This window comes from Leucobacter insecticola (assembly GCF_011382965.1).
In the GTDB taxonomy this organism is placed as follows: Bacteria; Actinomycetota; Actinomycetes; order Actinomycetales; family Microbacteriaceae; genus Leucobacter; species Leucobacter insecticola.
The window spans coordinates 1,270,029-1,294,698 of record NZ_CP049934.1 but is presented as its reverse complement, the minus strand read 5'-3'; the positions used below and the strand labels follow the sequence as shown (position 1 = coordinate 1,294,698).

The window sequence follows — 24,670 nt, the reverse complement described above, 5'->3', positions numbered from 1 at the left end:
TCAGCATCGAGCCCACCGAAATCGAACAGCATGAAAGCAGACGCGTATGTCGAAGAAGACGCTGGATAACGCCACCGAAACTGGCCACATTCATGTTGGCAAGGGTCTCAGTGAAGGCACCCTTGGCGTGGTCGGCTCGACCGTCATCGGCCTCGCTTCAACCGCTCCGCTCTACTCGCTCGCAGCGACACTTGGCTATGTGATCATTGCGGTGGGTGCCCAAGCTCCGCTCGTGTTCATCGTCGCGTGTATCCCGATGGTCTTCGCGGCTTTCGCCTACCAAGAATTGAATCGTGAGATGCCGGACTGCGGCACGACGTTTGTATGGGGTGCCAAGGCGTTTGGCCCGTTACCGGCTGGATCGGCGGCTGGTCGGTCGCGGTCGCCTCCGTGATGGTGCTCGCCAACGTCGGCGAGATTACCGGACAGTACTTCTGGCTCCTCCTCGGCAATGAAGAGTTCGCCGCGAACCGCACCATCGTCATCATCACCTCGGTGGTCTTTATGGCGATCATGACCTTCGTGAGCACGGTCGGTGTGCAGATCGGTGAGCGCCTGCAGATGGTGCTCATGACGATCCAGATCGTCGCTATGGCACTCTTCGGCGGCCTCGCGCTCTTCCACTCACTGAGCGGAAGCAACCCCGGCTCTATCGACTTTGACTGGAACTGGTTCAACCCCGCACAGCTCACCTCCTGGTCTGGCTTCATGGAGGCCGTGCTGCTTGCACTCTTCATCTACTGGGGCTGGGACACGTGCCTCGCGCTCAACGAGGAGACCAAGAACCCGCGTAAGACTCCAGGTCGTGCCGCCCTGTCAAGCATCGCGGTACTCATTGTGCTCTACGTCGGCATCTCAGTGGCAGTCATGATGTTCGCCGGTTTCAAATCCGAAGGCTTGGGTCTCACTAACCCGGAGAACATCGATGACGTGTTCACCGTGCTCGGCGGCGCGCTCTTTGGCCCGTGGGGCTGGTTCCTGCTGCTCGGTGTGATGCTGTCTGCTGCTTCATCGACACAGACCACGATCCTGCCCACCGCCCGCGGCACGCTCTCGATGGCGGTCTACCGCGCGCTGCCCGCAAAGTTCGCGGAATTGCACCCCAAGTTCAAGACGCCGTGGTTCTCGACGACCGTGATGGGTGCGGCCGCCATCGTCTACTATGTCGGGATGTCGATCCTCTCCGAAGACATGCTTGCTGATTCCCTCACTTCTATGGGCCTCGCTGTTGCGCTTTACTACTCCATTACCTCGTTCGCGTGTGTCTGGTACTTCCGCGACACTCTCGGCAAGAGCGCCCGCAATCTGTGGATGCGCGGGATCCTGCCCACCCTCGGCGGCCTGATGCTCGGATACGCCTTCGTGCAATCGGCGATCGACATGATCAGTGTCGAGTACAGCTACACCGTGCTCTTCGGGGTCGGCGGCGCGTTTGTCATCGGCGTCGGCGCGATCCTGATCGGCTTCGTGCTTATGGGTCTGTGGTGGCTGCGACCCAATTCCAAGGCATATTTCCGCGGGGAAAGCCTGAACCGCGACACACCTGTATTGGTGCCCGATGAGTAAACACAGAATCAGCATGATGGAGAAGACTGCATGAACACCATCGATACCGTCGTCATTGGTGGGGGAGTCTCTGGGCTCACCGCTGCACGACTCCTCACTCAGGCCGGACAGAACGTGGTGGTGCTCGAAGCGCGCACCCGCCTCGGGGGCCGTCTCTGGACAGATCGCACCGACGGCACGATTACCGACCGCGGGGCCTCCTGGATCCACGGCATCAATAACAGCCCGCTCGCGGATCTTGTGCATCAGCTCGGCATGAAGACCGTTGAGTTCACCGTTGGCGGTTATCAAGCGGACAGCCGCCCCATTGCTCACTACTCCCCCGACGGCATCCGGTTGAGTGATACTGAGGCCGCTGCCTACGTCGCTGATATTCACGCTGTGGACGCGCAGCTCGCCGAGCTGATCGCGGTGTCTGCTCCGGGAACCTCGTATGGTGAAGCCGTCGAGGCAACACTCGCCCAGCAGGGGTGGGATCCCGAGCGGACTATGCGGGTGCGCGAATACCTGCGGCACCGCAGCGAAGAGCAGTACGGGGTGTGGATCGATGACCTCGACGCACACGGCCTCGATGACGACTCGATCGACGGCGACGAGGTCGTGTTTCCGGACGGCTATGACGTGCTGTCTACTCGCCTCGGTGACGGGCTCGATGTGCGTCTCGGCCACAAGGTATCGCAAGTGGCGTGGGCCGACGGCGGCGTCACCGTTACCACCGATCATGGTGACTTCACCGCGGCCCAAGCCGTGGTCACCGTCCCCGTCGGGGTGCTCAAGTCCGCTGATTTCAAGATTACGCCCGCGCTTCCTGAACCGGTGGCTGGTGCGCTCGACCGGCTCGAAATGAACAACTTCGAGAAGGTGTTTCTCCGTTTCCCCCGGAAGTTTTGGGACGATGGCGTGTACGCGATTCGGCAGCAGGGAAAAGCTGGCGAGTGGTGGCACTCTTGGTACGACCTGACGGCACTGCACGGCGAACCGACACTCCTCACCTTCGCAGCCGGCCCCTGCGCGGTCGCGACCCGGAAGTGGGACGAGTCGGCAATCGTTACCTCCATCATGGAGGCGCTGCAGCGGCTCTATGGGGATCGGGTACCTCAGCCGATCCAGGTAGACATTACCGACTGGCAGGATGATCCTTTCGCCCGCGGCTCCTACGCATACATGAAGGTGGGATCGACACCCGAGGACCACGACCTGCTTGCCACCCCGGTCGGGGGCGTGCTGCACATTGCTGGCGAGGCCACCTGGACGGACGATCCCGCCACCGTGACCGCGGCGCTGCTCTCAGGCCACAGGGCCGCCCGAAACATCCTTGGTCGCGAGGTGTCGCTTAGCCAGCTTCCGGATCGATTGCCGCGCTAACGGCCGCGATCACACGGGATGCGGCGGCGAGTTCATCGTCCGAAAACCCGCTGAGGGCGTCGCGCATGGCCGAGAGTTGCGGGCCGAACAGTCTAAAGAATTCGGTGCGAGCTGTGTCGGTGAGTTCGATCACTCGTGCACGGCGATCCGTTGCGTGCGCAACCCGCCGCACGTGGCCTGAGTCGGTTAAGCGGTCCAACAATTTGGTCGTCGATGCGGTCGAAATGCGCAGATGAGTTGCGATCTCGCGCGGAGTTACCGTGCGCTGCTGCTCCTCGCGAATGATGATGAGCCTCAGCGCTGCGAGGTCAGAAGCGTTCATGTCCATGCCGTGCTTCATGCCGCCGTGCATGCGATCCTGAGCATCACCAAAACCGCGGATTGCGCGCAACATTTCCATCTCCTGGAGTGCACGCTCAGCAGAGGGAGCCGTCTGCGTCACGTCTCGCTCCTTCCCTGACGCCATACTCCATTATCCCCCGAAATGGCCTTCGTTGATCCATTTCGTTACGGTTCGCGCAGGGTGAGGAGGCGGACGCCGGCAGGCGCAGAGGACGAACCGCGCAGCTTCAGCGGCGGGCGAATAGGGCGTGTGACAGAGGTAACGCAGACACCGACATCAGCACGATCCCGAACGCCGCATCGTTTGCAGTGAGCACGGCGCCCGCAATGAGCAGTGTGCCGAAGATGACGGCCGAGACGACGCGCCGCCCCAAACGCTCAAGTCTGGCGAGTTTGCGATCAAGCTGAGGCGTGGACACCGCGACCGAGCCGTCTTCGATCCGATCGATGAGCGCGTCCAACCGTTTCGGAAGCCGCCACGCGATCCCAGCGATCTGCACCGCCTCATTCGCGAAATCCTTTACGAAGTTGCCACCTTCGTCCTTCAGCAGCTGCTGCGCATACGGCTCCACCGAATCCCACAGGTTAAACTCGGGCTCAAGCGCGCTGCACACGCCCGAGGTGAGCGAGATGGCGCGCACGAGCAGCAAGAAGTTCTCTGGGAGCTGGAACGGCAGTGCGCGCACCGTCTCACCAAACTCGACAGCAAAATCGTGGAATTCGCGGGGATCAACATCCCGTAGCTCAGCGAACCCCATGCCACCGAACCGCGCGAAAAGCTGGGTCATCGCACGCTCAAGCTCGGTCGTTTCGGCCGATGGCATCAGCACCCCGATATCGCGGATCGCGGCGACGAGCGCTTTGCCGTCACGAGAGGCCGCGGCGATCAAGAGTTTGCGAAGCCCGCTGCGCGTCGTGGCCGTAACCTCCCCCATCATGCCGAAATCGATGAAAGTGAGCCGCCACGGCGGTGTTTCTGAGCCCGGGCTAGAATCCGGGCCAGGATCCACGCCGGCAACACCCGTGGGCGTTACAAAGATATTGCCGGGGTGCGGATCGGCGTGGAAGAAGCCGTGGCTGAAGAACTGGTCAAACATGACGTCGGCAAAGACCGCCGCGACCGCCGCCGGGTCAATCCCCGCGGCTCTCAGCCCCGCCGCATCGGTGATCTTAATCGCGGTGACATCTTCGAGGGTCAACACTCGCCGCGTGCTGCGTTCCCACACCACCTCGGGCACCGCGATCCGAGAGTCCGCCGCAAAGTCACCCCTGAACCGCTCGGCGCTTGCCGCCTCGTGGAGATAGTCGATTTCTTCGTGGGTTGTCTCCGCGAACTCTTCGACCAGCGCCGGCATATCCACCCGCTTCGACACCATCTTGACGCGACTCAACCAGCCAGCGACCCTGCGCAGCGCCGCCAGATCCACCTCGACAATGAGGTCGATATCGGGCCGCTGCACCTTCATCACGACCGTATCGAGACCGGTGTCTGCGGCGTCGGAGGGCGTCAAGCGGGCGCGGTACGCCTGGCCCAGCGATGCGGCCGCGATCGGTGTCTCGTCGACCGAGGCAAATGCCCGTTCAAGCGGCATGCCGAGTTCTGATTCGGCGCGCTCCCGGATCGCGGCGAAGGGCACAGCCGGAACCTCGTCTTGCAGCCCCTCGAGCTCGTCGGTGATCTCGGGAGGCAACACGTCCAGGCGCGACGACATGAACTGCCCGACCTTGATCATGAGCCCACCGAACTCGACCGCCAGCCCGTGGAACCGCCTGGCGAACCGCTGCATCCGCTGCGAGCGTGTGCGCTCGGCCAGCCGCGCGAGGCCGATCCGGGGCAGCACCAGCTCGAACCACCACGTCACCGCGAGGTTCCAGCCGGCGAAGCGCAGGATTCTGCGGTATCGCGCTTTGCCCTCTCGGGATGGCACAGTCGTTGTGGACGACTCTGGCCGAACCTCGGGCACCGCGTTAGTCCTGGGCGAGGATTGCGTAGAGGCGCTTGCGGGCCTCGTCAAGCACCGTTACCGCCTGCTCGATCTGCTCGGGCGAACCCGAGCGGCCCACCTGCGTGGCCGCCTGCGCAAGCTCCATGCCAGACTTTGGCAGGGCACCATGCCGACCCCAATCGTGAGGCTCAGGATCAGCCCAGGGCAGCGATCCTGCGTCTTCAGCGGCAACCTCGCGGCCACTCTCCGTGAGCGCATAGGTCTTGCGGCCGCCCTCTTCGGTCGCCTCGATGAGGCCCTCGTCTGCGAGCAGCTGCAGCGTCGGGTACACGGATCCGGCACTCGGTTTCCAGCTTCCGCCGCTGCGCTCGTCGATCTCGCGGATGATCTGGTAGCCATGCATCGGCGCCTCCGCGAGCAGCGCGAGCACGGCCGAGCGCACGTCGCCGCGGCCAACCCGTGAACCCGCGCGCTTCTCAAACCTTGCCCGCAGCTGATCGAGTGCCTGCCACATGCTGTCGGTGTGAACACCCGCGCCAAAGCCGCCTGTAGGGAATGAATTACTCATGATGCTCTCCTTCGCTGATCCTTAGCGATATAGCTAACGATACTCAACGATATATCGCTTAAGCTGTGAACAATAGGGGTCTACACTCAGCTTCGCGCCACCTAGGGCGCTTGATCCCGCAAACGCACCAGCCGCTCGTGCCCCGTTTCCTCAAGCTCAGCAATATCGGAACGGGATTTGAGAAAGTCGGAAAAGGAACGAAACCCGAGCGCCTTCTCGTTAAACGAGGGATCCATGCGGCGCATCTGCTGCTTCACGGCGGAACTGTGTAGCCAGCCCGAGTCATCCTTCTCTTGCCCAAGCCAGAGCGCGCGGATCAACAAACCCGTGACCGCTATTTCGGAATCGTCTTCAACATCCTCGCTCGCGAGATGCTCCGACCCGTCGCCGGCATCGTGAAGTTCAAACGGCGCAAGATCCCCGTTCCTCGAAAACTCGCGAGATCAGTGAGATCCGCAAGCACCCCCCGCTCCGCGGGATCTAGCTCTTCCACCGGCTTCAATGCCGGCTTCTCGGCGGGCTGGATCTTCGCCCGCTTCTGCTGCTTCGCTGACTGCTCGCGCTTCGGCAACTCGACGCCAGGCAACGAATCATAGGAGGCGAACTCGTCACACGCGGCGGTGAGTGCTTTCGCGGTGGATCCGGCAACGCCAATCCCCACCACGTACCGGCCGAGCCGCTTGCAGCGCTGCGCGAGCGGCACATAGTCGGAGTCACCCGCAACGATCACCACGTGGGTGAGATCCTGCAGTCGAAACATGTCTTCCACGGTGTCCACGGCGAGGCGAATATCAGCGCCATTTTTGGCGTATGCGGCGGCCGGAAACAGTTGCACGAGGTCGATCGCGCGCGCGACCAGCTGCGAGCGGTAGTCGGCGTTCACCGGGGCCGACCAGTCGGCGTACGCACGAGTCAACACGAGCGTGCCGAACGACGAAGCGTAGTCGATGATCGCACCAACATCGACACGCGCAGCCTCCAGGCGGGCCGAAATCTCAGGGTTCGTCGCATCCTCGGCGATGCGCTGCCGATCCCGCGCATAGGAGTTTCGTCCGTGCACCCGGTCATACCAGGAGAGCACAATGTTATCGAAGTCGAGGTAGACCGCGACGCGGCCGTTTTGAGTGTCAGTCACGCCCCCAGTCTGGCAGCTATCCTCGCCCGTGTCAGTGTGAAAGTTGCCGGGGCGATTCCTGGCCACTGCGCCACAGGATTCAGTTTGACAACCAAGACATCCGGGGAGGTATAGTCTTACATAACACACGATACCCTGGGGTATTGTTTGAGTTTTGAGAGATTGAGGATCACAGCATGTGCAGAGCAGTCAAGTGTCGTACCTGCGGCAAAACGACCTGGGCGGGCTGCGGACAGCACGTAGCAATGGTGAAAATGAGTGTTCCATCATCCGACTGGTGTGGGGGCAAGCATTCGCAAGCCCAGATCGACGCGGCGAAGACGGAGCGAGGCGGGTTCTTCGCGCGCCTGTTCGGACGCTGAGCAACGAGAAAGGAACCCCAGGCCATGGCAACCAAAGACCTCACGCACGAGGAGTTCGCACCCGCCGTTGAGGGCGAAGGGATCGTCTTCGTTGACTTCTGGGCTGCATGGTGTGGCCCCTGCCGAGCATTTGCGCCCGTCTTCGAGCAGGCCTCAGAGCAGCACCCCGACATTCTCTTCACGAAAGTCGATACCGAGGCCGAGCAGCAACTCGCCGCCGAGTTCCAGATCACGTCCATTCCCACGCTCATGGTTTTCCGTGACGGGATCTTGGTCTATGCTCAGCCTGGTGCTCTCCGCGCGCAGCAACTTGACCAACTCATCCAGGGAGCCCGCGAGCTCGATATGGATGACGTGCGCAGGCAAATTGCTGAGCACGAGACAGAGCCCAGCTCCTAACCCCACATCCGTGCCCGTAGAAAGGACCCCCCATGTGCGCACGAATCACCTGCTCAACCTGCGATAAGCCGACCTGGACCGGCTGCGGCCAGCATATCGAGGACGCACTCTACGGCGTGCCCGAGGCTGATCGCTGCGACTGCCGCTGACCGAGGTTCACGAACCACACGCAGCGCGAATCCCGCGTCGCGCGCTCACTTCGCTGAACCCTCCACCCACCACATTCGGGATCGCTACTCAGAGTGTTCCGCGATCCCCTGCCAAGCGGGAAATGGGTCATGGTACTGCGCCCAGGCAGCGGGGCCAGCAGCAACCTCATCGTCGCTGAGCGCTGCGTCGTCAAGCGCCTCGGATAGTGCGGTCGCATCGAGGTCGAGTCCGATGAACGCGAGATCCTGCCCGAGCGCGAGGATATCGCGCCCACTGTCCTGGCTGCCCTCGTCAAGATCCGCGAGCATCGCCACATCAGCCTCAAGCGGCTCGAGCGAGAACACCTGTCCCACATGCTCCCACTCGCCGACGACGCCGGGCCGGGTCGCGAGCCTACACATGCCGGCCGAACGCACCACGGTACCAAACTCCCCCGGCGCGATCCGCTCGTTCAGCAGCACCTGCAACCGCTCGGGGTGCAATGGCTTGAGCTGCTCGTAGCGGAAGCCAGTAACCCGCAGATCGGTCATGTGCGGATCATGCTCGCCGTTCAGGATCGAGACCCAGCCGGGACGATCCTGTGAAGCTTCATACTGCTGACGCGTGTCGGGCAGCTCGACACCGCCGTGATCCAGCCGCAGACGTGCCTGCGGACTGAGGTGACTCACAAGAGCCATCACGGTCGAAAGATCCGGCGTTGAGAGACCTTCCCAGTTCACGAGGACAACCATCGAGGCAAACTCAAGCTGCGTCACGGTCAGCATCGCCTGGGCTCTGTACTCAGTAACCACGCCGTCTGGCAAAACCTCGGTGCGGGTCAGATACTGGTCGCGCTGCAGATCGCTGAGAAGATGCATCGCATCGGCCACGCAGACGATACCGCGCAGGCTCACGCGCGTCGGCTCATCCGCGAATGCCCCGATAATCTCGGTCGGATGGGTCGCGGTCGGAAATTCACACACCGCGCCCGCGGGTCGATCGGTCCAGGGGATGAGAGCGAGCGCTTCCTGGATCGGATCGGCGGCGAGCCCCAAACGCTGTGCAGGAAAGAAAACCCGCCCCGCCGCGGAGGCGAGCCGAGCCGCATGGCGGAAGCGCTCGGGCGCGCAGCTTCCCACGACGGCAAGCACATTTATTTCGTCCACGATCCCCCTCGTCAACCCCATCAGACTCCAGCCTATAGTATAAATGATAACCGTTATCAATTAGGAGGCAGGTCGTGAAAGTTCGCGCGTCAATCAAGTCACTGAAGAAACAGCCTGGCGCCCAGGTCGTGCGCCGCCGCGGCCGCGTCTATGTCATCAACAAACTGAACCCGCGCTTCAAGGGACGACAGGGGTAGAGGGTCCACGGGAGACCCCGCTGCGCGGGCATCGGCGCAGGAGAAAATGGTATCTTCCTTGGCACGACTACCCACAAGGAAGTGACCCGTTATGCCCCACACACAGCCGGAACTCATCGGGCCCCGCGTCACACTTCGCGACCCACAGGAACAGGACGCCACGCCCCTGCTGGAGATCTTGCGGGAACGCGAGGTGTCGCAGTGGTGGGTCGATTTTAATGCGGAGCGCGTGCTGCACGACTTCATAGAGCAACCGGAAACGACCCGCGTCATCCAGGTCGCCGGTGAGGTCGCGGGCGCGGTGGTGGTGCTCCGCGGATCCGACCCGAGTACCCCACCACTGTCATGCACATTTTCATCGGCACGCGCTTTCGCGGGCAGCGGCTCGGCGAGGAAAGCCTCGCGCTCGCGATTCGACACGAGTTCAGCGAGGGGATAACCAGGATCACACTTGATCCGAATGTCCACAACACCGGTGCGATCCGTAGCTACGAACGGCTCGGCTTTAAGACCATCGGCGTGCTCCGTGACTACCAGGTGCGACCCGGTGGCGCGCTGGAAGACGCGCTCTTCATGGACCTGACCCGATCAGATTTTCCCGACGGGCCTCCGGTACCAACAGCTTGAGCAGCCCCCTCGCGGCGATCGTGCCGCTTTCCGTGCGGGTCACTTCGACACATGGTGTGCCCGGAAGAGCCCTGCACCGCCCAGGCTGGTCGAAACCTGCGACTAGCGCGGCGTGTCCACCCCATTGAGGGAAAGCCCTGGTGAGAGGCTACAACCAGGAAACGCTTTTGGAGGAGGAATTCGGTGGGCACTGGCAGAAGAAAGGGCCTCACTCTCGTCACGGCGCTTGGGATCGCTGGAATGCTGGCAACGGGCCTCACGGGCTGCGCAGGAGACAAGGACACGACCCCAACGCCGCCCAGCAGCGCTTCACCATCTCCCAGCAAGGACAGTTCTTCGCAAAGCACCCGTGTCGTACCGAAATCCTGCTCCAGTCTCGACTTGGACCTCGGCGCTGAGTTCGCAGGAGAGCCGTTGAGCCAGTGTGTCGCCGAGGCTCTTCGCAGCTTCGGCTCCGGCAAAGAGCAAGTGATCGGCAGCAACCTCGACGGAACCTCCGGCGATCTCTTCGGCGAGATCGAGTTTAGCTACGATCCGGATTTTGCGATGAAAGGCACCCTCAACCCCGACACCGAGGCGGTGTCACTCACCTACATTGATGGCGTGATGTGGATCGACTCCGGGCAGGGGTTGGTCAAGGGAGACGTGGGTTCCAGCGATCCCATGGAGATGATCACCGGCCAGACGGCGGAACTCTACCGGCTCTTCTCAGATCCCAGCATGACGCGGGATCTGATCGCCGCGAACCCCAGCTGGGTCGTCGACGACGCCATGGCGTTGAAGGACCTTCCCGACGGCACTCAGGTCGAGGCCTATCGAATCGAAAACGCCGCACCGTTCACGTGGCAGGGCATCCAGGTCAAGGAGTACATCCTCTGGTACGCCGCGGATTGGATCCCCGTCGGCAATTTGGGCGGGCTCGAGTTCGAAGGGCTCTACAGCGGCACGACCACTCAGACGTACTACGATCTCGGGCAGCCGGTCACGATCGAGCCGCCGGTCAAGTAAGAGCGCGTGCGGATCTGAACGCCCGGGCAGCCGTTGCGCGCGCAGCACGAGGTCAAGATCTCCACCCAGAGCCCCGTCTTCCCGCGAAATCAGGTGGAACGAGGAACGCTAGAAGTGCGTACCGCCGTCGGTCATGCCTGACTTGATCGAGCCGGGCTGTACTGAGTTGAAGCGAATGCCGTCTGCCGCTTACTCTGCTGCGACCGCGTGAGTCATCGACTGAATGCCACCCTTACTTGCAGCGTATGCGGCCACATATGGGTGCGCGAACTGCGCGGAAGTCGAGCTGAAGTTCACCACGGCGGGGCCGTGGCCCTGTCGGAGCGCAGGCACCGCCTCGCGAATCATGAGGAACGTCCCAATGAGGTTGACGCGGATCACCTGTTCGAACGACTCGAGGATGGTCTCCTTGGACACAAGTATGCCGAGACTACTCGAGGCTACCTCCACCCTGACCAACGCCGCCTCGCTGCAGCCGTCGTCCAGGCGAGCGTTTCCTCCGAGGTGAGAACACACGAGGACCAAGGATCCCTGAGCCGCAAAACCAAATCACCAAACTCGCGGGCCGCAGCGACAATGCGCCACAGCCCCCGTGACGCCACCAGGCCCCGCGCCCATTAGGCTGGCGTCAGACTATCCTGAAGAGATGCCCCGCCCTTTGCTCATCATCCTTGGCGGCCTACCTGCCGTCGGCAAATCCACAGTTGCATCGATGCTCAACGAAACCGGCAGATTCTCCTACGTGCGCATCGATAGCATCGAACAAGCACTCCGCACTTCCGGGGAAATGGGGCCGCGCGGAGTCGAAGCTGCAGGTTACATCGTGGGATACGCGGTCGCTAGCGACCTCCTCAACGGCGGCAATAACGTTCTCGTTGAGTGCGTGAATCCGATAGAAATCACCAGGGCCGCCTGGCGCAAGGTCGCCGAAACATCCGGAGCCGCGCTGCTCGAGGTCGAACTGTATTGCGGCGACCCTCACACGCATCGACAGCGAGCGGAGAGCAGGATCGTAGACATACCCGGGCTGCGGCTTCCCGACTGGCAGGCGATCAAGGCTCGCGAGTACGAAGCTTGGAACACCGCGGACCTTCACATCGACACCAGCACGACTTCCCCACCCGACGCGGCTTCACTCATCCTCGCCGCCGCGCAGAAGTCCGCTCAACCCTAACCGAGCACCCGCCACGGAAACGACAAAGCCCAGATGAGAAACCTGCTCTCACCTGGGCATTTTGGTCGGGCTGACAGGATTCGAACCTGCGACCCCTTGACCCCCAGGTAGACAGTTCAACCCGGATCCTCGATCTTCCGGGTTTCTCTGTCCCTCAAACGGCTCTGTTTCACGTCATAGATTGCATGGTTTGCATGCATCAGGTCCCGGCCAGGTCCCGGTTCTTGGTAGTCGACCGCTGATCCGTCAGGGATTTACGTGGGGTTTATGCAAGGGTCGCGCGCGTGAGTATTTGGCCTTCTGAGCAACACCGTTATTGCGGTTGAGCAACACGCGGGGTTGTGGGCGTTCTTCCTGAATAGCAACACTGAGTATCTTCACTCGGCAACGGTGTGGGAAGCTCCTCCTGGCGCGCGCCGTAATCGCGTGCCAGAAGGAGCCATTCTGATGGTACGAAAAATCAACGCAAAATTGGTGCTCAAACTCCGAGCTGAGGGCTTGTCGATACGACAAATCGAGGCCCAAGGTATTTCAGGGCATAGCGTCATCAAGGTCGAACGGGCAGCCGCGGCCGAAGGCCTGTCGTGGGTGACCGCTGCCGGGATGACTGAAAGTGACGTGTACGAGCGGCTCTTCCCCGGGCGCGGTCAGCACGAGAGCGTGTACACGCAACCCGAGTGGGGTTCGTTACACAAGGAACTCGCGAAAGTGGGAGTGACGTTGAAACTCCTCCATGCCGAGTACGTTGATTCCTGCCAAGCTGTGGGAAGCCCGTTCATGGGGTACGACCGGTTCTGCAAGACCTACGCGCAGTACGTTCGCGTTCTCGGGGTAACTTCCCGAGTAGGACACAAGGCTGGACAGACCGTTGAGGTTGACTGGTCGGGGCCCACGATGCAGCTCACGAGCCCGGCAACGGGCGAGACAACCCGAGTGTATTTGTTTGTGGGCTGTCTGCCGTTTAGTCGATATGGGTTCGTGGAGCCCACGCTTGATATGCGACAAGATACGTGGCTTCGCTGCCATGTCGCCATGTTTGACGGGTTTGGTGGGAGTGTCCCTCGGATCGTGCCCGACAACCTGAAGACCGGTGTGATCCAGAATCCTCCCGAGGGGGAGGTGGTGTTGAATGAGGCATACCGTGAACTCGCGGCCCACTATTCGGCGGCAGTGATCCCCGCCCGCATTCGGCACCCCAAAGACAAAGCCAGCGTGGAGAACACGGTGTGGAGCGTCGCGACCTGGGTGATCGCTCAGCTGCGCCACCAGACGTTTTCGTCGTTGGGAGAGTTACGGGCGGCAATCTATGCGCAAATGGCCGCGTTCAACCAGGAAGCGTTCCAGAAACGTGCCGGGTCAAGGCTTCGCGTGTTCCAAAGCGAGGAGCAGCCTCTGCTTCGCCCGCTCCCGCAAACCCAATATGAGATCAGTCAGTGGGTGTATGGGCGCAGAGTGGGCCGCGACGGGCATGTGGTGTGGGAAAAGAACCGTTACTCCGTCCCGTATACGCAGGTCGGAGCGTTCGCTGATCTGCGCGTCACCGACCAAACGCTTGAGGTGTTCATGGGCAGCGACCGAATCGCTTCGCACCTCCTCGCTCCCGTCGGGATGGTGAACGAGTATCGGACCCGCGATGGTGATCTGCCCGACGGGCCAGGCTACCGGGAATGGGATGCCGTCAGGATCCGTGACTGGGCGGCCAGGATCGGCGAGCATACGACAACGGTAGTGAATCGAGTCTTCGAGTCGGTGCCGGTTGAAGAACAGGGCCTGGACGCGGCGTTAGCGGTCCTGCGGCTCACCCGCCGATATTCGTCTGCGCGAGTCGAACACGCCTGCCAGATCGCGCTTGCCAGCCGGGTCCGTTCCCCTCGATATGCGCACCTTCGCCCCATCTTGGAGAGCAGACAAGATGAGACAGGGAAACGTCCCTCCCGGTTCGAACCCGTCGGCGAGCAGACCGCTACAAATGAGGCTCCAGCTGGGTATGTGCGCGGAGCCTCGTATTACGGGGGTGAAAGCAAGTGACCGTGATCGATATTGAGACGTAACGTAAACTCCGTGAGATGGGAGTCGGCGTGCTTGTTGACGCGCTCGACGCGCAAGACGATACCCTCACAGTTGGGATCCCGTTTGGTGAACGAGTGAAACTGGGTGTTGATGACGCGTATGCGTCGTTCAGTCAACAGAAGATCGAAGGCCTCATCCGTCGGGCTGGGCTGCGCTACCCTGGCGCTGAGCTGCGCAGTCTCGACCGTGTCGAGGAACGCCGCATCGATCGGGGCGTGATTGCCGAGTTGGGAGCGTGTGGTTTCATTGCCAGGCACGAGAACGTCGTGTTTCAAGGGTTCACCGGGTCAGGGAAAACGTATCTCGGGTCAGCGCTCGCGAAAGCTGCCTGCCAGCATCGATATCGAGCACACTACATACGGATGCCCGATCTTGAAGAAGGCTGGTTGAACGCGATCGATAAGCCAGGAGGGAAGGAGAAGTTCTTACGGAAGTACACGGCGTATCAGATGATGGTCGTCGACGAGTGGCTACTCGACCCGCCCAGCGAACAGGCTCGGGGGATGCTCCTGGAATTGTTCGAGCGGCGCTACGATACCGCGGCGACCGTGTTTTGCACGCAGTATGCGCGAAAGGACTGGCATCAGCGTTTGGGCGGTGACGTTCACGCGGACGCGATCATGGACCGGATCGTGCATCGCGCTATCTGGGTCGAGACCGGGGAGCTGAATATGCGCGAACACGCCGCCCGGCAGGTGTAAAGACCGTGTCGGTGAGTGGCGAGTCTATGAGGGCGCGTTGCTCACCGACACGATCGGGTGTTGCTCGCTCGCAATAGTAGGTGTTACTCAACCGCAATAACGGTGTTGCTCAAGCCTCCAAATACTCAGCCCGTTTGAACTGTCAGCACAAATTAAGCCTTTTGAGCTACATTTGTTGACGTTGTTGGGGGTGGGGTACATGACACCGACAATGAAAGTAGATCAATGATGATGAATTTCAGTAAGACCTTGATAGCAGTCGGGTTGAGTTTCGGTCTGACACTTGCACCGATGGCCGCACACGCCGATGCACTAAACGCAAGCCCCATGTTGGCAACTGGCGAAGCAGCCGTTTCGAATGAAGGATTGACAATTGTCGGCTTGGATGGAGAACAACGCTCCATCGTTCCAGATGATCTCAATACAACGTCCTACCAAGGGTTGAGCGCCACCGTGAACATGGCTCCCACTGATCAAATCGTTCTTCTGGACGATGACCGCACATTTTTGCTACAGGATGCCAGCGGCGGTGTGCTTCTGAACTCCGTCAACCCGACACTTGGGGACTCTGAAAATCCTGTTGACGCGAAGTTTGTAGTCGAAGGGGACAAATTGATCGTCACTCCGGTCAATAGCACGGGCGGGCCGCGAATCACCAAGCGGTCTGCATGTGCTTCGTCGTTCTGGGGAAATCTGATCTTTAACGTAGGGATGAGCGGAGTTTGCGCGATGCTCGGCATCGGAACTGGCGGCGTAGGCGGTGTCGCCTGCAGCATGGCATTGATTGGTGCAAATCTCGGAATCAACTGGGACAAGCCTTGTAAGTGAGGTAAAAATGTCCCACAAGAAATCATCACTGAACAAAAAGATCGACTGGAAAAACCCAAAACAACTAGGCCGGTATTTAGGGCTTATTTGGTCGTTAATTGTCTTCGGAACATTTATCGGCTTTCTAATCCAAGCGGCAGCTGGGGGAGAGCTTGGGAGAGCGTTCCTGCCGCAATTCTTCCAGTGTTTCTTGGTTCAACGATTGGGTCCATCCTGGTCTGGGTAGCGTGCATGACATTTGCCCGCATTCTCAGCCGGTCAACTCATTCGCCCTGATTTAATGCGTAAATGGCCGGTACGGGTGATGCTATCGGGCCATCACCCGTACCGGCCATTTACGCATTAACGGCGTTTCCACCAACGCCGGCGGGGATCCGGTTTCTTAGCTTCTATCGGAGCAGCGTCTGGTGTGGGGGTTGTGCCGGCTTCGATCATCCGCATGGCGGTTCTGAGGTCTTCTACGTTGCGTTCGGCGGCTTCTCGGAGACGTCGTTCTGTTTCGAGCTGCTGTTGCGTGTCGTGAAGGATGGCGCGCAGTGACGCGACTTCTGGCGCGGGTGGCGCATCATTTGGCGCACTGTTTGGCGCGCCATGGCGCGCGCCAAAACCGAGTGCATGGAGCGCTTCAACTGGGATAGACCAATGCCCAGCATCGTCTTTACTTGCGCCTTCGAGATCGCCAGCTGCAAGACGACGTTGCAGAGTGCGACGAGTCACGTCGAATGCTGCGACTGCCTGAGCTACGGTCAGTCTCGGACCTGAGTTGACCGCTTTGGGGTGGTTTTGTGGGATTTGAACGCGAGAACGTTGATTTTATGCGGGTCTCTGCGGAGAATGTGGTTACTAACGTGCCCCTATGTAGGCTGAACGCATGTCAGTATTCGTTCGGAAAGTTCAGACGAAATCTGGTGCGACCGCGGTTCAGATCGTCACCAAAACGGGGCGACAGGTCACCGGAATCGATCACATCGGGTCCGCGCACACTGACACCGACTTGGCACTCCTGACCGATATCGCGAGACAACGCATCCGTGAACGTGAGCGCGATGCCGGGCAAGGTGAGTTCGACTTCGGTCTTGCCCCGTCTCCCGCGTCGACTGCGCTGCTGGCACGCGCATACTCGCGACTGCTCTACGACACCCTCGCGGGCGTATATGCGCAGCTCGGGTTCGCTTCCGCCGTCGATGACGCCGTGTTCCGTGACCTGGTGATCGCACGCATCATCGAACCCGCCTCAAAGCTCGACACCATCCGAATCCTTGACGAACTCGGGCTCACCCCGCCTTCGAACACAGGCATTCACCGTTCCCTCAATCGTGCTGCCGATGAGAACTATCGTGACCAGTTCTCGAAGGCGTGTGTCGAGTTTCGTGGCACCAAGCAACTCACCCTCGTGTTGTATGACGTTACGACATTGTTCTTCCAGGTTGAACAAGAAGACGACTACCGTATCCCGGGGCTCTCCAAAGAACGCCGGTTGGAACCCCAAATTGTGGTTGGTCTTCTCGTTGATGAGCGGGGGTTCCCCCTGCAATTGCACTCCTTCGAGGGGAACAAAGCAGAGACGCTCACCCTGGTGCCGGTGCTTGACGCGTTCAGAGCACAGCACCCCGACGTGGCAGTAAGTGTGGCGTGTGATGCGGGCATGCTTTCTGCCGCGAACCTCCTCGCGTTAGAGGACGCCGGCTACTCATTCATTGTAGGGTCGAGGATCGCGAAAACTCCATACGATATTGCCGAATTCCAGAACGATGGCGGGATCCTGAACGATGGTCAAATCTTTGAATCACAGCAGTGGTTTGGTCGAGGTGAGACCCGCAGACAACGTCGGGTGGTGTACCAGTATCGCGAGAAGCGTGCCCGTCTCGATCTGCGCAACATTGAGAAGCAAGTCGAGAAGGCCCGCAACGTGGTTGCGGGGACGAGTGCCGTAAAGAAGGGCCGATTCTTGAAGATCACGGATGCCAAGAAGAGTATTGATGAGGCGCTCGTGGAATCAGCGAAGCAGCGAGCCGGGGTGAAGGGGTATGTGACAAATCTGCCGATATTGACAGCCTCAGCAACGACAGTAATTGATGCGTATCATCAGCTCTTCAACGTGGAAGCGTCGTTTCGGATGGCGAAGACTGATCTACGGGCTCGCCCAATTTTTCATCGACAGCGGGAAAAGATCGAGGCGCATCTCACGGTCGTGTTTTGTGCAATCGCGGTATCGCGGCATATCCAGGAAGTCACCGGGGTCTCGATTAAGCGGTTCGTAAAGGTGTTGGCTCCGGTGAAAGACGCGGTGATCGTGGTTGAGGGCATCGAGCACACAATTCCCGCGGCTATCACTGACGAAGTTGCATTGCTACTGAAGGGTCTGACTGTCATGGGTGGTGGTCACTAAACCGGTCAACTCAGGAGACGTCGTTCTGTTTCGAGCTGCTGTTGCGTGTCGTGAAGGATGGCGCGCAGTGACGCGACTTCTGGCGCGGGTGGCGCATCATTTGGCGCACTGTTTGGCGCGCCATGGCGCGCGCCAAAACCGAGTGCATGGAGCGCTTCAACTGGGATAGACCAATGCCCAGCATCGTCTTTACTTGCGCCTTCGAGATCGCCAGCTGCAAGACGACGTTGCAGAGTGCGACGAGTCACGTCGAATGCTGCGACTGCCTGAGCTACGGTCAGTCTCGGACGGACGGCCACACTTACGCCGCGACCTTATTGAGCGCGTAGTGAACCGTCCCAACGGAGACATCGAGCTCCGCAGCGATTGCACGCATCGAGAGCCCGTCAGCACGGAGCTCGCGGATACGCTCGTGACGCGCAGCGATGCGAGCTTCGTATTCGTCACGCGGTTCAGCGATCAGCCGCTTAACCATGCGCAGTCAAGTGGGTTAGTGGGTCCAAATTCGGGTCCAGATACCCCTTTAGAGCTACAAACCACTCAAATAATCGACCGAGAAAAGTCCCTCTGATCAGGAACTTTTCTCTTGGTCGGGCTGACAGGATTTGAACCTGCGACCCCTTGACCCCCAGGTAGACGGTTCAGCCCAGATCCTTGACTTTCCGGGGTTCCCTGCCCCTCAAACGGCACCATTTCACGTCATGGATTGCATGGTTTGCATGCATCAGGTCCCGGCCAGGTCCCGGCTCTTTACAATCGGCGACGATTTGGTCGGGAGTTTATGGAAGCGCCCGAAGCACCTATGCCTTCTCTTCAAGGTGCGCCCAACACACGTATCGAAGCAACGTCGTGCGGTGGGTCCAACCGAACGTGGCCACACCGGGCTGACGGCTCAGAAGCGGTAGTCAGCCAGGTAGTCCATCACGCGGTGCATCGCACGGATCGCCTGTATCGCGTCCGGCTGCTCGACTCGCGTGTCGCCCTCATGAACAGCGACGTTACGCTTCCCGTAAAGGGCATCACCAGCCTTCTTGACTTCCGCGGGGGCATCGGCGAGTCGGCGCTTCACATCGGCCCCCCGTCCGCCACACGCCGTCTCGAAAGCGAGTCGCGCGGAGAGTATGGCCTCGCGGTAAAGGCCCCTATCGAAGTGCGTCTGCGCAGTACGCGCGTGTGCCTTAGGCGCTGACTCCTCCGTCAGCGCTCGGAACGCGTCCCGGTATGCGGTATCAGGAGTTGGGCCAAGCAAGTAGGTGAGTTCGGCGCTATCCATATACAGCACAACGTCGTAGGAATCTGTGGCTGTGCCTCCAGAGACAAGGACGTAGTCGTCGAAGCCGTCCTTCTGGTAAAGGTTCGCCATAAGTGTTTGGGCACCAATGAAGCGCGGGCTGCTAAGGAATGTGAGCAAATGGTCCTGGTTCTTGCCGTACATCTCGATTTTCCGGCCGGTGATCTTTTCCCGAAGACGCAGTCCGAGGCCACCTTCCTCGGCGGTGTACTCCTCGATGTAGGCCCACACGGACGTCGGAGGAGCCGTGATGTCCGCGGTTACGATGTGGACATGCACCGATAAGCAGTCGAACGCCACAGCGATCTCCCGAGCATTTTGCGTCACGATTGGCGCGGAGATGGCAATGTGCTCCGCACGACTCCACGGCTCCACAAGGCCGCCCCATGCTCATAACAGTCCCGCAGCAGGTTTGACAATGGCGCGAATGACCTGACCAGTTCATTGCTCGTCAGGACCCTCACGAGCCGTTGGGTTGACTTCTCGCGAAGACGGAGGTCGGGAGCGCCAGCGGCGTTCTTGAACCGTTCGATGTAGCACTTGACGATGCTGGAGCTCTGGGCGCTGCGAGCTGTCACCTTCGCTGACTGCGCAGCTCGTCGCGCCTTTGAACTTGGTGAGCTCATTGCCATTCCCCGCTCTCGGTTTTAGCTGGTTTCAAGAGTGGGATCGGGAGCAAGTCGGAGTAGCGCGTCCGAAATCGTTGAAAAATATTCCGGAGCCGCACTGCGGTTTTTTCTAGGGCGCACCAGCGTGTATCCGTCAGTGTCCGAAAGAGAGTGGAAGTCCCTGCTCACCTTGCCTCGGGTGAGCAGAGCAATTCTTGGCCGGTCAATCGTCAGCAACTTTCCACGAACCTTCTCTTCGAGAATGTGCTTACCTGTCGGATCGATTGCGAAGCACTCACCGTCAACCCACCACAGGAAATCTGGGTAAAAGGTGTTGGAGCTTCCAACCTTGACGGGAAGCAGCACCCCATATCCGTCGCCGCGTGTCGGGTTCCGCATCCACACCCCCCGTCCGAGGGAGTCCAAAGCCTTCGCGAACTCAAGCTCCTCGGTGTTGAATTGATTCTGGGCGTATCGCGAGTGTATTGCGTTCTCGAACGAGTAGTACTTGTCGACGCTGGGCGTGTGTGCCGCAGGCGTCCAGGTTTCCTCGCCATGGATCTTGTTGATGACAAGCTCCACTGTGTTCTCAAACGCCTCTGCAATCGCGTCCGCACGGTCAGATAGCAGAGACTGCGCTGCGGACCCGGAACAGGCCCACTGATCGAATGCGGGCCCGGTGAAGAGCTCGGGCTCGAGCAGGTGAGCGCAGTGGCGAGCGCGAAGCTGAACTCGGCGTCGGAGGTACTCGCCGTTCTTGCGACGCATGCTCGCAGCGATCTGTTCGTAGCGTGTGGAATCATCCTCACCGCGCAAGGAGATCTTCTGAATGCTCTTTCGCCCTCTCGCGAGGAGATGTTCCTCTGCGAACATCTGGCGCGACATTGCTTGGATCTTCGTCTTTTCACCCTCGAGCTCCGCTTCGCCCAGCACATACTGCGGCAACGAAAGGACGACCGGCAGGTCTGTCTTCAGAGGCACATCAGGCAACGGTTGCTTGCGTGTCTTTATGCGGATGGACGGGTTTGCGCCTGGGTTCGTCTCATCAATGGCATAGAGCGCAAGCTCGGCCTTCAACCCGTCAACAATGCCTTCGAAGGTACGGTTCGGCACGCGGACGAATAATGTTGAGGTGTTGAGTCGGTCGTCCTCGTAATGACGCGCACCAGGCTGGCGCAGTGCACGCCCGATGACCTGCGCGATGCGGATATAGGAGTTGGACTCGTCGTCGAAGTACTCGATGTACGCTTCCGGATCGTCCCAGCCTTCCTGCAATGCGCGATTACAGATGATGTGCGTGTGGTGAGGCTGGAGCTCTGCCAAGGATGAGACGCGAACAGCATCGTCTGGGACGATCTTCGTCTGCGTATAGATTGCGATCTCTTCGGCCGGAACACCTCTGGCGCGCAGGTGTTCCCAGATAGCAACCGGGCGGGAGATGACCTCGTCTTTGGTCGGGTTAGAGCGCTCGACTATGTATAGCGCCTTCGGCGTGATGCTTGCGCCTTCGGCTGTGGCGGCCTGAGTGAGTTCCTTGTGCAGCGCCACCGCGGAGTCGAGTAGTTGATCGGGGTCGGAATCAAAGTTCTCGACCATGATCGTGTGTTTGAGCAGCTCGTTCTCAACCACATCGCGTGTGCTCACGTGGTAGCGCGCGCGGGCGGCGATCTCCCGAGCACGGTCGTCCCCTTCAACGACCTCGGCGAATCGATCGAACTGTCCGCCACTCGGAGGTGTTGCGGACGCAAGCAGAAAGCCCACAGGTCGCAGTCCGATCAGCTGCTCGAGCTGAGTCGAGGTTTGATTGTGGCTTTCATCGTAGACAATCCAGAGAGGCCGCTGCGGTTCGTTGCGAAGCTGATCCCATGGCGATCGATCACCACCCCAGTCGGTGTGGGGGCGATGCATATTGAGTCGCGCAGTCTCACTACCTTCGGAGGCCGCGTACTCGACCTCATTCCAAGAGCCTACCGTCGTAACCCAAATCGTCAGGCCCGTCGTCGCCTCGAGGAGTTCTTCCCATTCCGATTTGCTGGGTCGCTCGCGAACAATCCTCGTTCCGGCCGGAAGCAGATGGGCATATTTGCCTTGGAGGTTGCGGTAGGTCTGATCTGCGACGGCACTCGACTTTGAGGTCCAGAGCACGATGCTTGGGCCGAGGTCAGCAACAATTTTGGCGAGGATCGGAGTCTTTCCCGCACCGGTGACTGCTTTCAGATGCCCAATGAAGGGAATCGGGGTCTTACCTAAGATGAGTGGTCCATCTTCGGCGTAGTAATGAACCCAGTCCGCCGCAGCCTCGACAATCTGATTCGCAGCGTTCTCCTGAAACTCAAACAGGCGCATCGTGCTACTCACGCGTTGCTCGCTTCCAGCTCGGCTTCGATGTCTTCAGGAATTACGTCCTCGATCTGCAATGCGGCCAGAATCTCATCCGGAATCTGGCAAAAGACGAAGGACTTCGTCTCGCTGATGTTGCATGTCGTGCCGTAGATGCGGATCGGAGTCTTAAGCCCAAGCGCCTTCGTCTCCGAGAGCGCCTCGTTGATAACGTCAGCGTTGACCTGGCTGTTAGTAGCGCCGCGCCACACAAGGGCGAGAGCCTCGCCCCGTTGATTCGCCCCGATGACCCATTTCCTGCCGTCGATCTGTCGGATGCCGGAACGCGTACCAGATCTGTCGGTCTGACAGATCACGGCCGTAATCTTGTCTTTTTCAAGTGTCAGGATGGCTTCGCGGTCGAGCTGAGCACCAGTTGTCAGGAAGGTGAACCCTGCATCGAAGCCGTCCGTTTCGATGGCGGACCGAAGGCGACGCGCTACAAGGGTTCTTGCGTACGGGTCTTCCTCGCTACCTTCCTCAATCATGACGAACCGGCGGCGACCGCCGTCTTTGTCGTTGAGGCTCATCACGGCATCGCCGGTCGTACCGCTGCCGGCAAAGGCATCCAGGACCAGAGCGTCCTTTGAACCAGCGGCACCTACGAGAAGTTCAATCAGTTCGACCGGTTTCGCGTATCGAAATCCGTCGAAGTCCTTGCCAAAGAGCTGTTTGAGTCGGTAGCTTCCTGCACGCGCATCTAGGTCTATGACACTTCGGAGCGTGCCTCGGAAGTCCTTCAGGTAGTCCTTCATTTGAACGATCTGTTCAAGACGAGCCGGAAAAACGATACGACCTTCGTCGATGTAACGCTGCATGGTCTGTGCAGGAAAGCGATAGCCGTTGGCTGGCACCCGATAGGTGCCGCGCGCTTTCGTGTCTTCAACTACCCCCTTCTTGGTAACGCCGTACTGGTAGCCGCCCTTCTTCGGGTTGTGCACTCGCCGCGCGCTTTGATAGGGGCCGTGCTCATCGACCAGTGAGTATGCCTTGAGGCGCCCCAACGATTCACCGTTCGCGCGCACCAACGATGCCCACGCTTTAGCGCGTTTTTTGACGTCGGGCTCAGATTCGAGGAGCTCCTCGAACTGCTCAAGCAATGTCTCTTTCATCTCGTCGGCCGGTGTGGTCCAGGCTTTTGGGACCTGAGTTACGTTTTTGGCATAGCAGATGACGTACTCATGTTCGATCTGAATTCGCGAAGGGTTGTTGTCTGCTGATCCGCGCCAGGTGATCACGCCGATACGGTTCTTTTCATCAAAAATCTCGTCCATTAGCATGAGCAAGCGCCCGAGCTCGATGTCGTTAATCGAGACGAAAATTACGCCATTTTCGGACATAAGCGACTTCATTGCGACCAAACGAGGAGCCATGTAGTTAAGCCACTTGGTGTGTCGCCCGCCATCAACGTTCGAAACATACTCCGAATCGCTTCCGTCGGCATCTGGGTCTTGAAATCGAGCGTCACTATAACGGAAGTCATTGCCGCCACGGTTATAGGGCGGATCTATGTAGATCACATCCACGGACTCAGCGTATTGCGTTCGCAGGGAGACCATCACCTGCAGGTTGTCACCCTCGATCACAAGGTTGCTGCCACGGTCCGACTGGAACGAGAGTTCATCGTCACGTTCAAGGACGCGAGGCACCGGGATGAGCGACTTGTACGATCGACGCCCCTGCCAATGCAGGTGCAATCCGGCTTCTTCGCGCACGGACTCTGTCTCCGGCATAGCGTGGTCAGTCATGGCTCGATTCTCTCATTCACCACCGACATTCGCGAAGACGCGTGTCGGACAGGCGAGTCGAGCTCAGGTCTCCGGACCCTGGAAGAACAGTCTGCAGTCAGGGAGTTTCAGGACCTGACGGCTGAGGCCAGCTCGCGAGTGACAGCGAAGTCCTGACACCTGCGCGGACGAGTCGAGCAAGTGCTTCGTGCACAAGGGACGGTTGCGGGTTGACGTCTTGGTCGAGCTCAGCGAACTTGCCTCCAGAGCACGCCAATCCAACTACACATCGACCGCACTCTGCCAAGCTGCTGCCGCGTGGTTTCTGGTGCGGCACGCCCCTGGGATGATGGGGCATGAGCAGTCGCGAGGTTCCAATCAACTCGATCCAGTTGGAAGTGCTGAAGTGGGTGCACAACGGCTGCCCTGCCGGTGTGTATAGCGATTGGTCGCATCGAGTCTCTGCTCGAGCACTCCACAACCGGGGCCTTCTGAAAGTGAGTGGTCATGGCGACGGTTGGTCTGCGTCGCTCACTGACGCCGGTCTCTACTACGTTGAGCACGGCGCACACCCAGACGACGGTCAAGAACGCGAGGCCAGTCCCCGCGAGCGGCATTGGGTGTGGATGCCGTTCCTCCAGACGAGTCGCGTACCGGGGAGACTACCTCGGCGTCAGTGTCACAAAAGGGTGC

Annotated in this window: 22 protein-coding genes and 1 pseudogene; 12 read left to right on the top strand and 11 right to left on the bottom strand. The window is 59.9% G+C overall.

Translation table 11 applies throughout. The annotated features are described in order from the left end of the window. Positions 1-46 precede the first annotated feature (46 nt). Together G7067_RS05855 and G7067_RS05850 are read left to right on the top strand one after the other, a co-directional pair. Positions 47-1,566, top strand: a pseudogene (locus G7067_RS05855) (APC family permease). A gap of 30 nt (positions 1,567-1,596) precedes the next feature. Then, positions 1,597-2,931 carry a flavin monoamine oxidase family protein gene (locus G7067_RS05850; protein ID WP_166322686.1) on the top strand — a complete coding sequence of 445 codons (1,335 nt, stop codon included), beginning with the start codon at positions 1,597-1,599 and terminating at the stop codon, positions 2,929-2,931. On the opposite strand, the gene G7067_RS05845 is transcribed toward G7067_RS05850, so the two are convergent. From G7067_RS05845 to G7067_RS05825, 5 genes are all read right to left on the bottom strand, one after another. Further along, the gene (locus G7067_RS05845) at positions 2,900-3,373 is read right to left on the bottom strand and encodes a MarR family winged helix-turn-helix transcriptional regulator (protein ID WP_244301294.1); all 474 of its coding nucleotides are present in this window, start codon (positions 3,371-3,373) and stop codon (positions 2,900-2,902) included. The genes G7067_RS05850 and G7067_RS05845 overlap by 32 nt on opposite strands. A 127-nt stretch (positions 3,374-3,500) precedes the next feature. Next, positions 3,501-5,201, bottom strand: a complete 1,701-nt coding sequence (locus G7067_RS05840; RefSeq protein WP_244301293.1) for an ABC1 kinase family protein — start codon at positions 5,199-5,201, stop codon at positions 3,501-3,503. Positions 5,202-5,241: 40 nt separating this feature from the next. Next, complete coding sequence (locus tag G7067_RS05835; protein WP_166322682.1) at positions 5,242-5,787, bottom strand: PadR family transcriptional regulator; 546 nt, start codon at positions 5,785-5,787, stop codon at positions 5,242-5,244. Positions 5,788-5,888: 101 nt separating this feature from the next. Further along, a complete protein-coding gene (locus G7067_RS14195) occupies positions 5,889-6,044 on the bottom strand; it encodes an OST-HTH/LOTUS domain-containing protein (RefSeq protein ID WP_244301292.1) in 156 nt (51 codons plus the stop codon). Positions 6,045-6,121: 77 nt separating this feature from the next. Continuing rightward, a complete protein-coding gene (locus G7067_RS05825; RefSeq protein ID WP_166322680.1) occupies positions 6,122-6,922 on the bottom strand; it encodes an NYN domain-containing protein in 801 nt (266 codons plus the stop codon). A 176-nt stretch (positions 6,923-7,098) separates the two neighbouring features. On the opposite strand from G7067_RS05825, the gene G7067_RS14190 reads away from it, so the two are divergent. Then, positions 7,099-7,284 (top strand): hypothetical protein, encoded by a 186-nt coding sequence (locus G7067_RS14190; protein WP_244301291.1) that lies wholly within the window; start codon positions 7,099-7,101, stop codon positions 7,282-7,284. 24 nt (positions 7,285-7,308) lie between these two features. Continuing rightward, on the top strand, positions 7,309-7,683 hold the full coding sequence (trxA, locus tag G7067_RS05820) for a thioredoxin (protein WP_166322678.1): 375 nt from the start codon (positions 7,309-7,311) through the stop codon (positions 7,681-7,683). A gap of 233 nt (positions 7,684-7,916) precedes the next feature. Here the strand turns inward: trxA and G7067_RS05815 are convergent, their stop codons facing one another. Continuing rightward, positions 7,917-8,999, bottom strand: coding sequence for a GTP-binding protein (locus G7067_RS05815; RefSeq protein WP_244301290.1), 1,083 nt, complete (start codon positions 8,997-8,999; stop codon positions 7,917-7,919). Between the two features lie 53 nt (positions 9,000-9,052). Between G7067_RS05815 and ykgO the strand changes: the two genes are divergently transcribed. From ykgO to G7067_RS05800, 3 genes are all read left to right on the top strand, one after another. Further along, positions 9,053-9,175, top strand: a complete 123-nt coding sequence (gene ykgO / locus G7067_RS05810) for a type B 50S ribosomal protein L36 (protein ID WP_166322676.1) — start codon at positions 9,053-9,055, stop codon at positions 9,173-9,175. A 345-nt stretch (positions 9,176-9,520) separates the two neighbouring features. Then, positions 9,521-9,802 (top strand): GNAT family N-acetyltransferase, encoded by a 282-nt coding sequence (locus tag G7067_RS14185; protein ID WP_244301289.1) that lies wholly within the window; start codon positions 9,521-9,523, stop codon positions 9,800-9,802. A 183-nt stretch (positions 9,803-9,985) separates the two neighbouring features. Then, positions 9,986-10,810, top strand: a complete 825-nt coding sequence (locus G7067_RS05800) for a hypothetical protein (RefSeq protein WP_166322674.1) — start codon at positions 9,986-9,988, stop codon at positions 10,808-10,810. Positions 10,811-10,999: 189 nt separating this feature from the next. Here G7067_RS05800 and G7067_RS14180 read toward each other — a convergent pair whose 3' ends face one another. Continuing rightward, complete coding sequence (locus tag G7067_RS14180) at positions 11,000-11,227, bottom strand: SDR family oxidoreductase (protein ID WP_244301288.1); 228 nt, start codon at positions 11,225-11,227, stop codon at positions 11,000-11,002. Between the two features lie 229 nt (positions 11,228-11,456). Between G7067_RS14180 and G7067_RS05790 the strand changes: the two genes are divergently transcribed. From G7067_RS05790 to G7067_RS05770, 5 genes are all read left to right on the top strand, one after another. Then, positions 11,457-11,984, top strand: a complete 528-nt coding sequence (locus G7067_RS05790; RefSeq protein WP_166322672.1) for a P-loop nucleotide/nucleoside kinase family protein — start codon at positions 11,457-11,459, stop codon at positions 11,982-11,984. 447 nt (positions 11,985-12,431) lie between these two features. Next, complete coding sequence (gene istA, locus G7067_RS05785) at positions 12,432-14,012, top strand: IS21 family transposase (protein WP_166322670.1); 1,581 nt, start codon at positions 12,432-12,434, stop codon at positions 14,010-14,012. Between the two features lie 38 nt (positions 14,013-14,050). Further along, positions 14,051-14,755 (top strand): ATP-binding protein, encoded by a 705-nt coding sequence (locus tag G7067_RS05780; RefSeq protein WP_205881211.1) that lies wholly within the window; start codon positions 14,051-14,053, stop codon positions 14,753-14,755. A 225-nt stretch (positions 14,756-14,980) separates the two neighbouring features. After that, positions 14,981-15,583, top strand: coding sequence for a hypothetical protein (locus G7067_RS05775; protein ID WP_166322668.1), 603 nt, complete (start codon positions 14,981-14,983; stop codon positions 15,581-15,583). An 871-nt stretch (positions 15,584-16,454) separates the two neighbouring features. Further along, positions 16,455-17,972: an IS1634 family transposase gene (locus G7067_RS05770; protein WP_166321685.1), complete on the top strand. Its 1,518-nt coding sequence runs from the start codon at positions 16,455-16,457 to the stop codon at positions 17,970-17,972. Between the two features lie 301 nt (positions 17,973-18,273). Here the strand turns inward: G7067_RS05770 and G7067_RS05765 are convergent, their stop codons facing one another. The 4 genes from G7067_RS05765 to G7067_RS05750 form a co-directional block, all read right to left on the bottom strand. Further along, positions 18,274-18,447 carry a helix-turn-helix domain-containing protein gene (locus G7067_RS05765; RefSeq protein ID WP_166322666.1) on the bottom strand — a complete coding sequence of 58 codons (174 nt, stop codon included), beginning with the start codon at positions 18,445-18,447 and terminating at the stop codon, positions 18,274-18,276. A gap of 417 nt (positions 18,448-18,864) precedes the next feature. Then, positions 18,865-19,638, bottom strand: a complete 774-nt coding sequence (locus tag G7067_RS05760; RefSeq protein ID WP_205881210.1) for a hypothetical protein — start codon at positions 19,636-19,638, stop codon at positions 18,865-18,867. Between the two features lie 272 nt (positions 19,639-19,910). Next, complete coding sequence (locus G7067_RS05755; protein ID WP_166322662.1) at positions 19,911-22,229, bottom strand: DEAD/DEAH box helicase; 2,319 nt, start codon at positions 22,227-22,229, stop codon at positions 19,911-19,913. Then, complete coding sequence (locus G7067_RS05750; protein ID WP_166322660.1) at positions 22,226-23,998, bottom strand: site-specific DNA-methyltransferase; 1,773 nt, start codon at positions 23,996-23,998, stop codon at positions 22,226-22,228. Before G7067_RS05750 ends, G7067_RS05755 begins: the two co-directional genes overlap by 4 nt. Positions 23,999-24,670 lie beyond the last annotated feature (672 nt).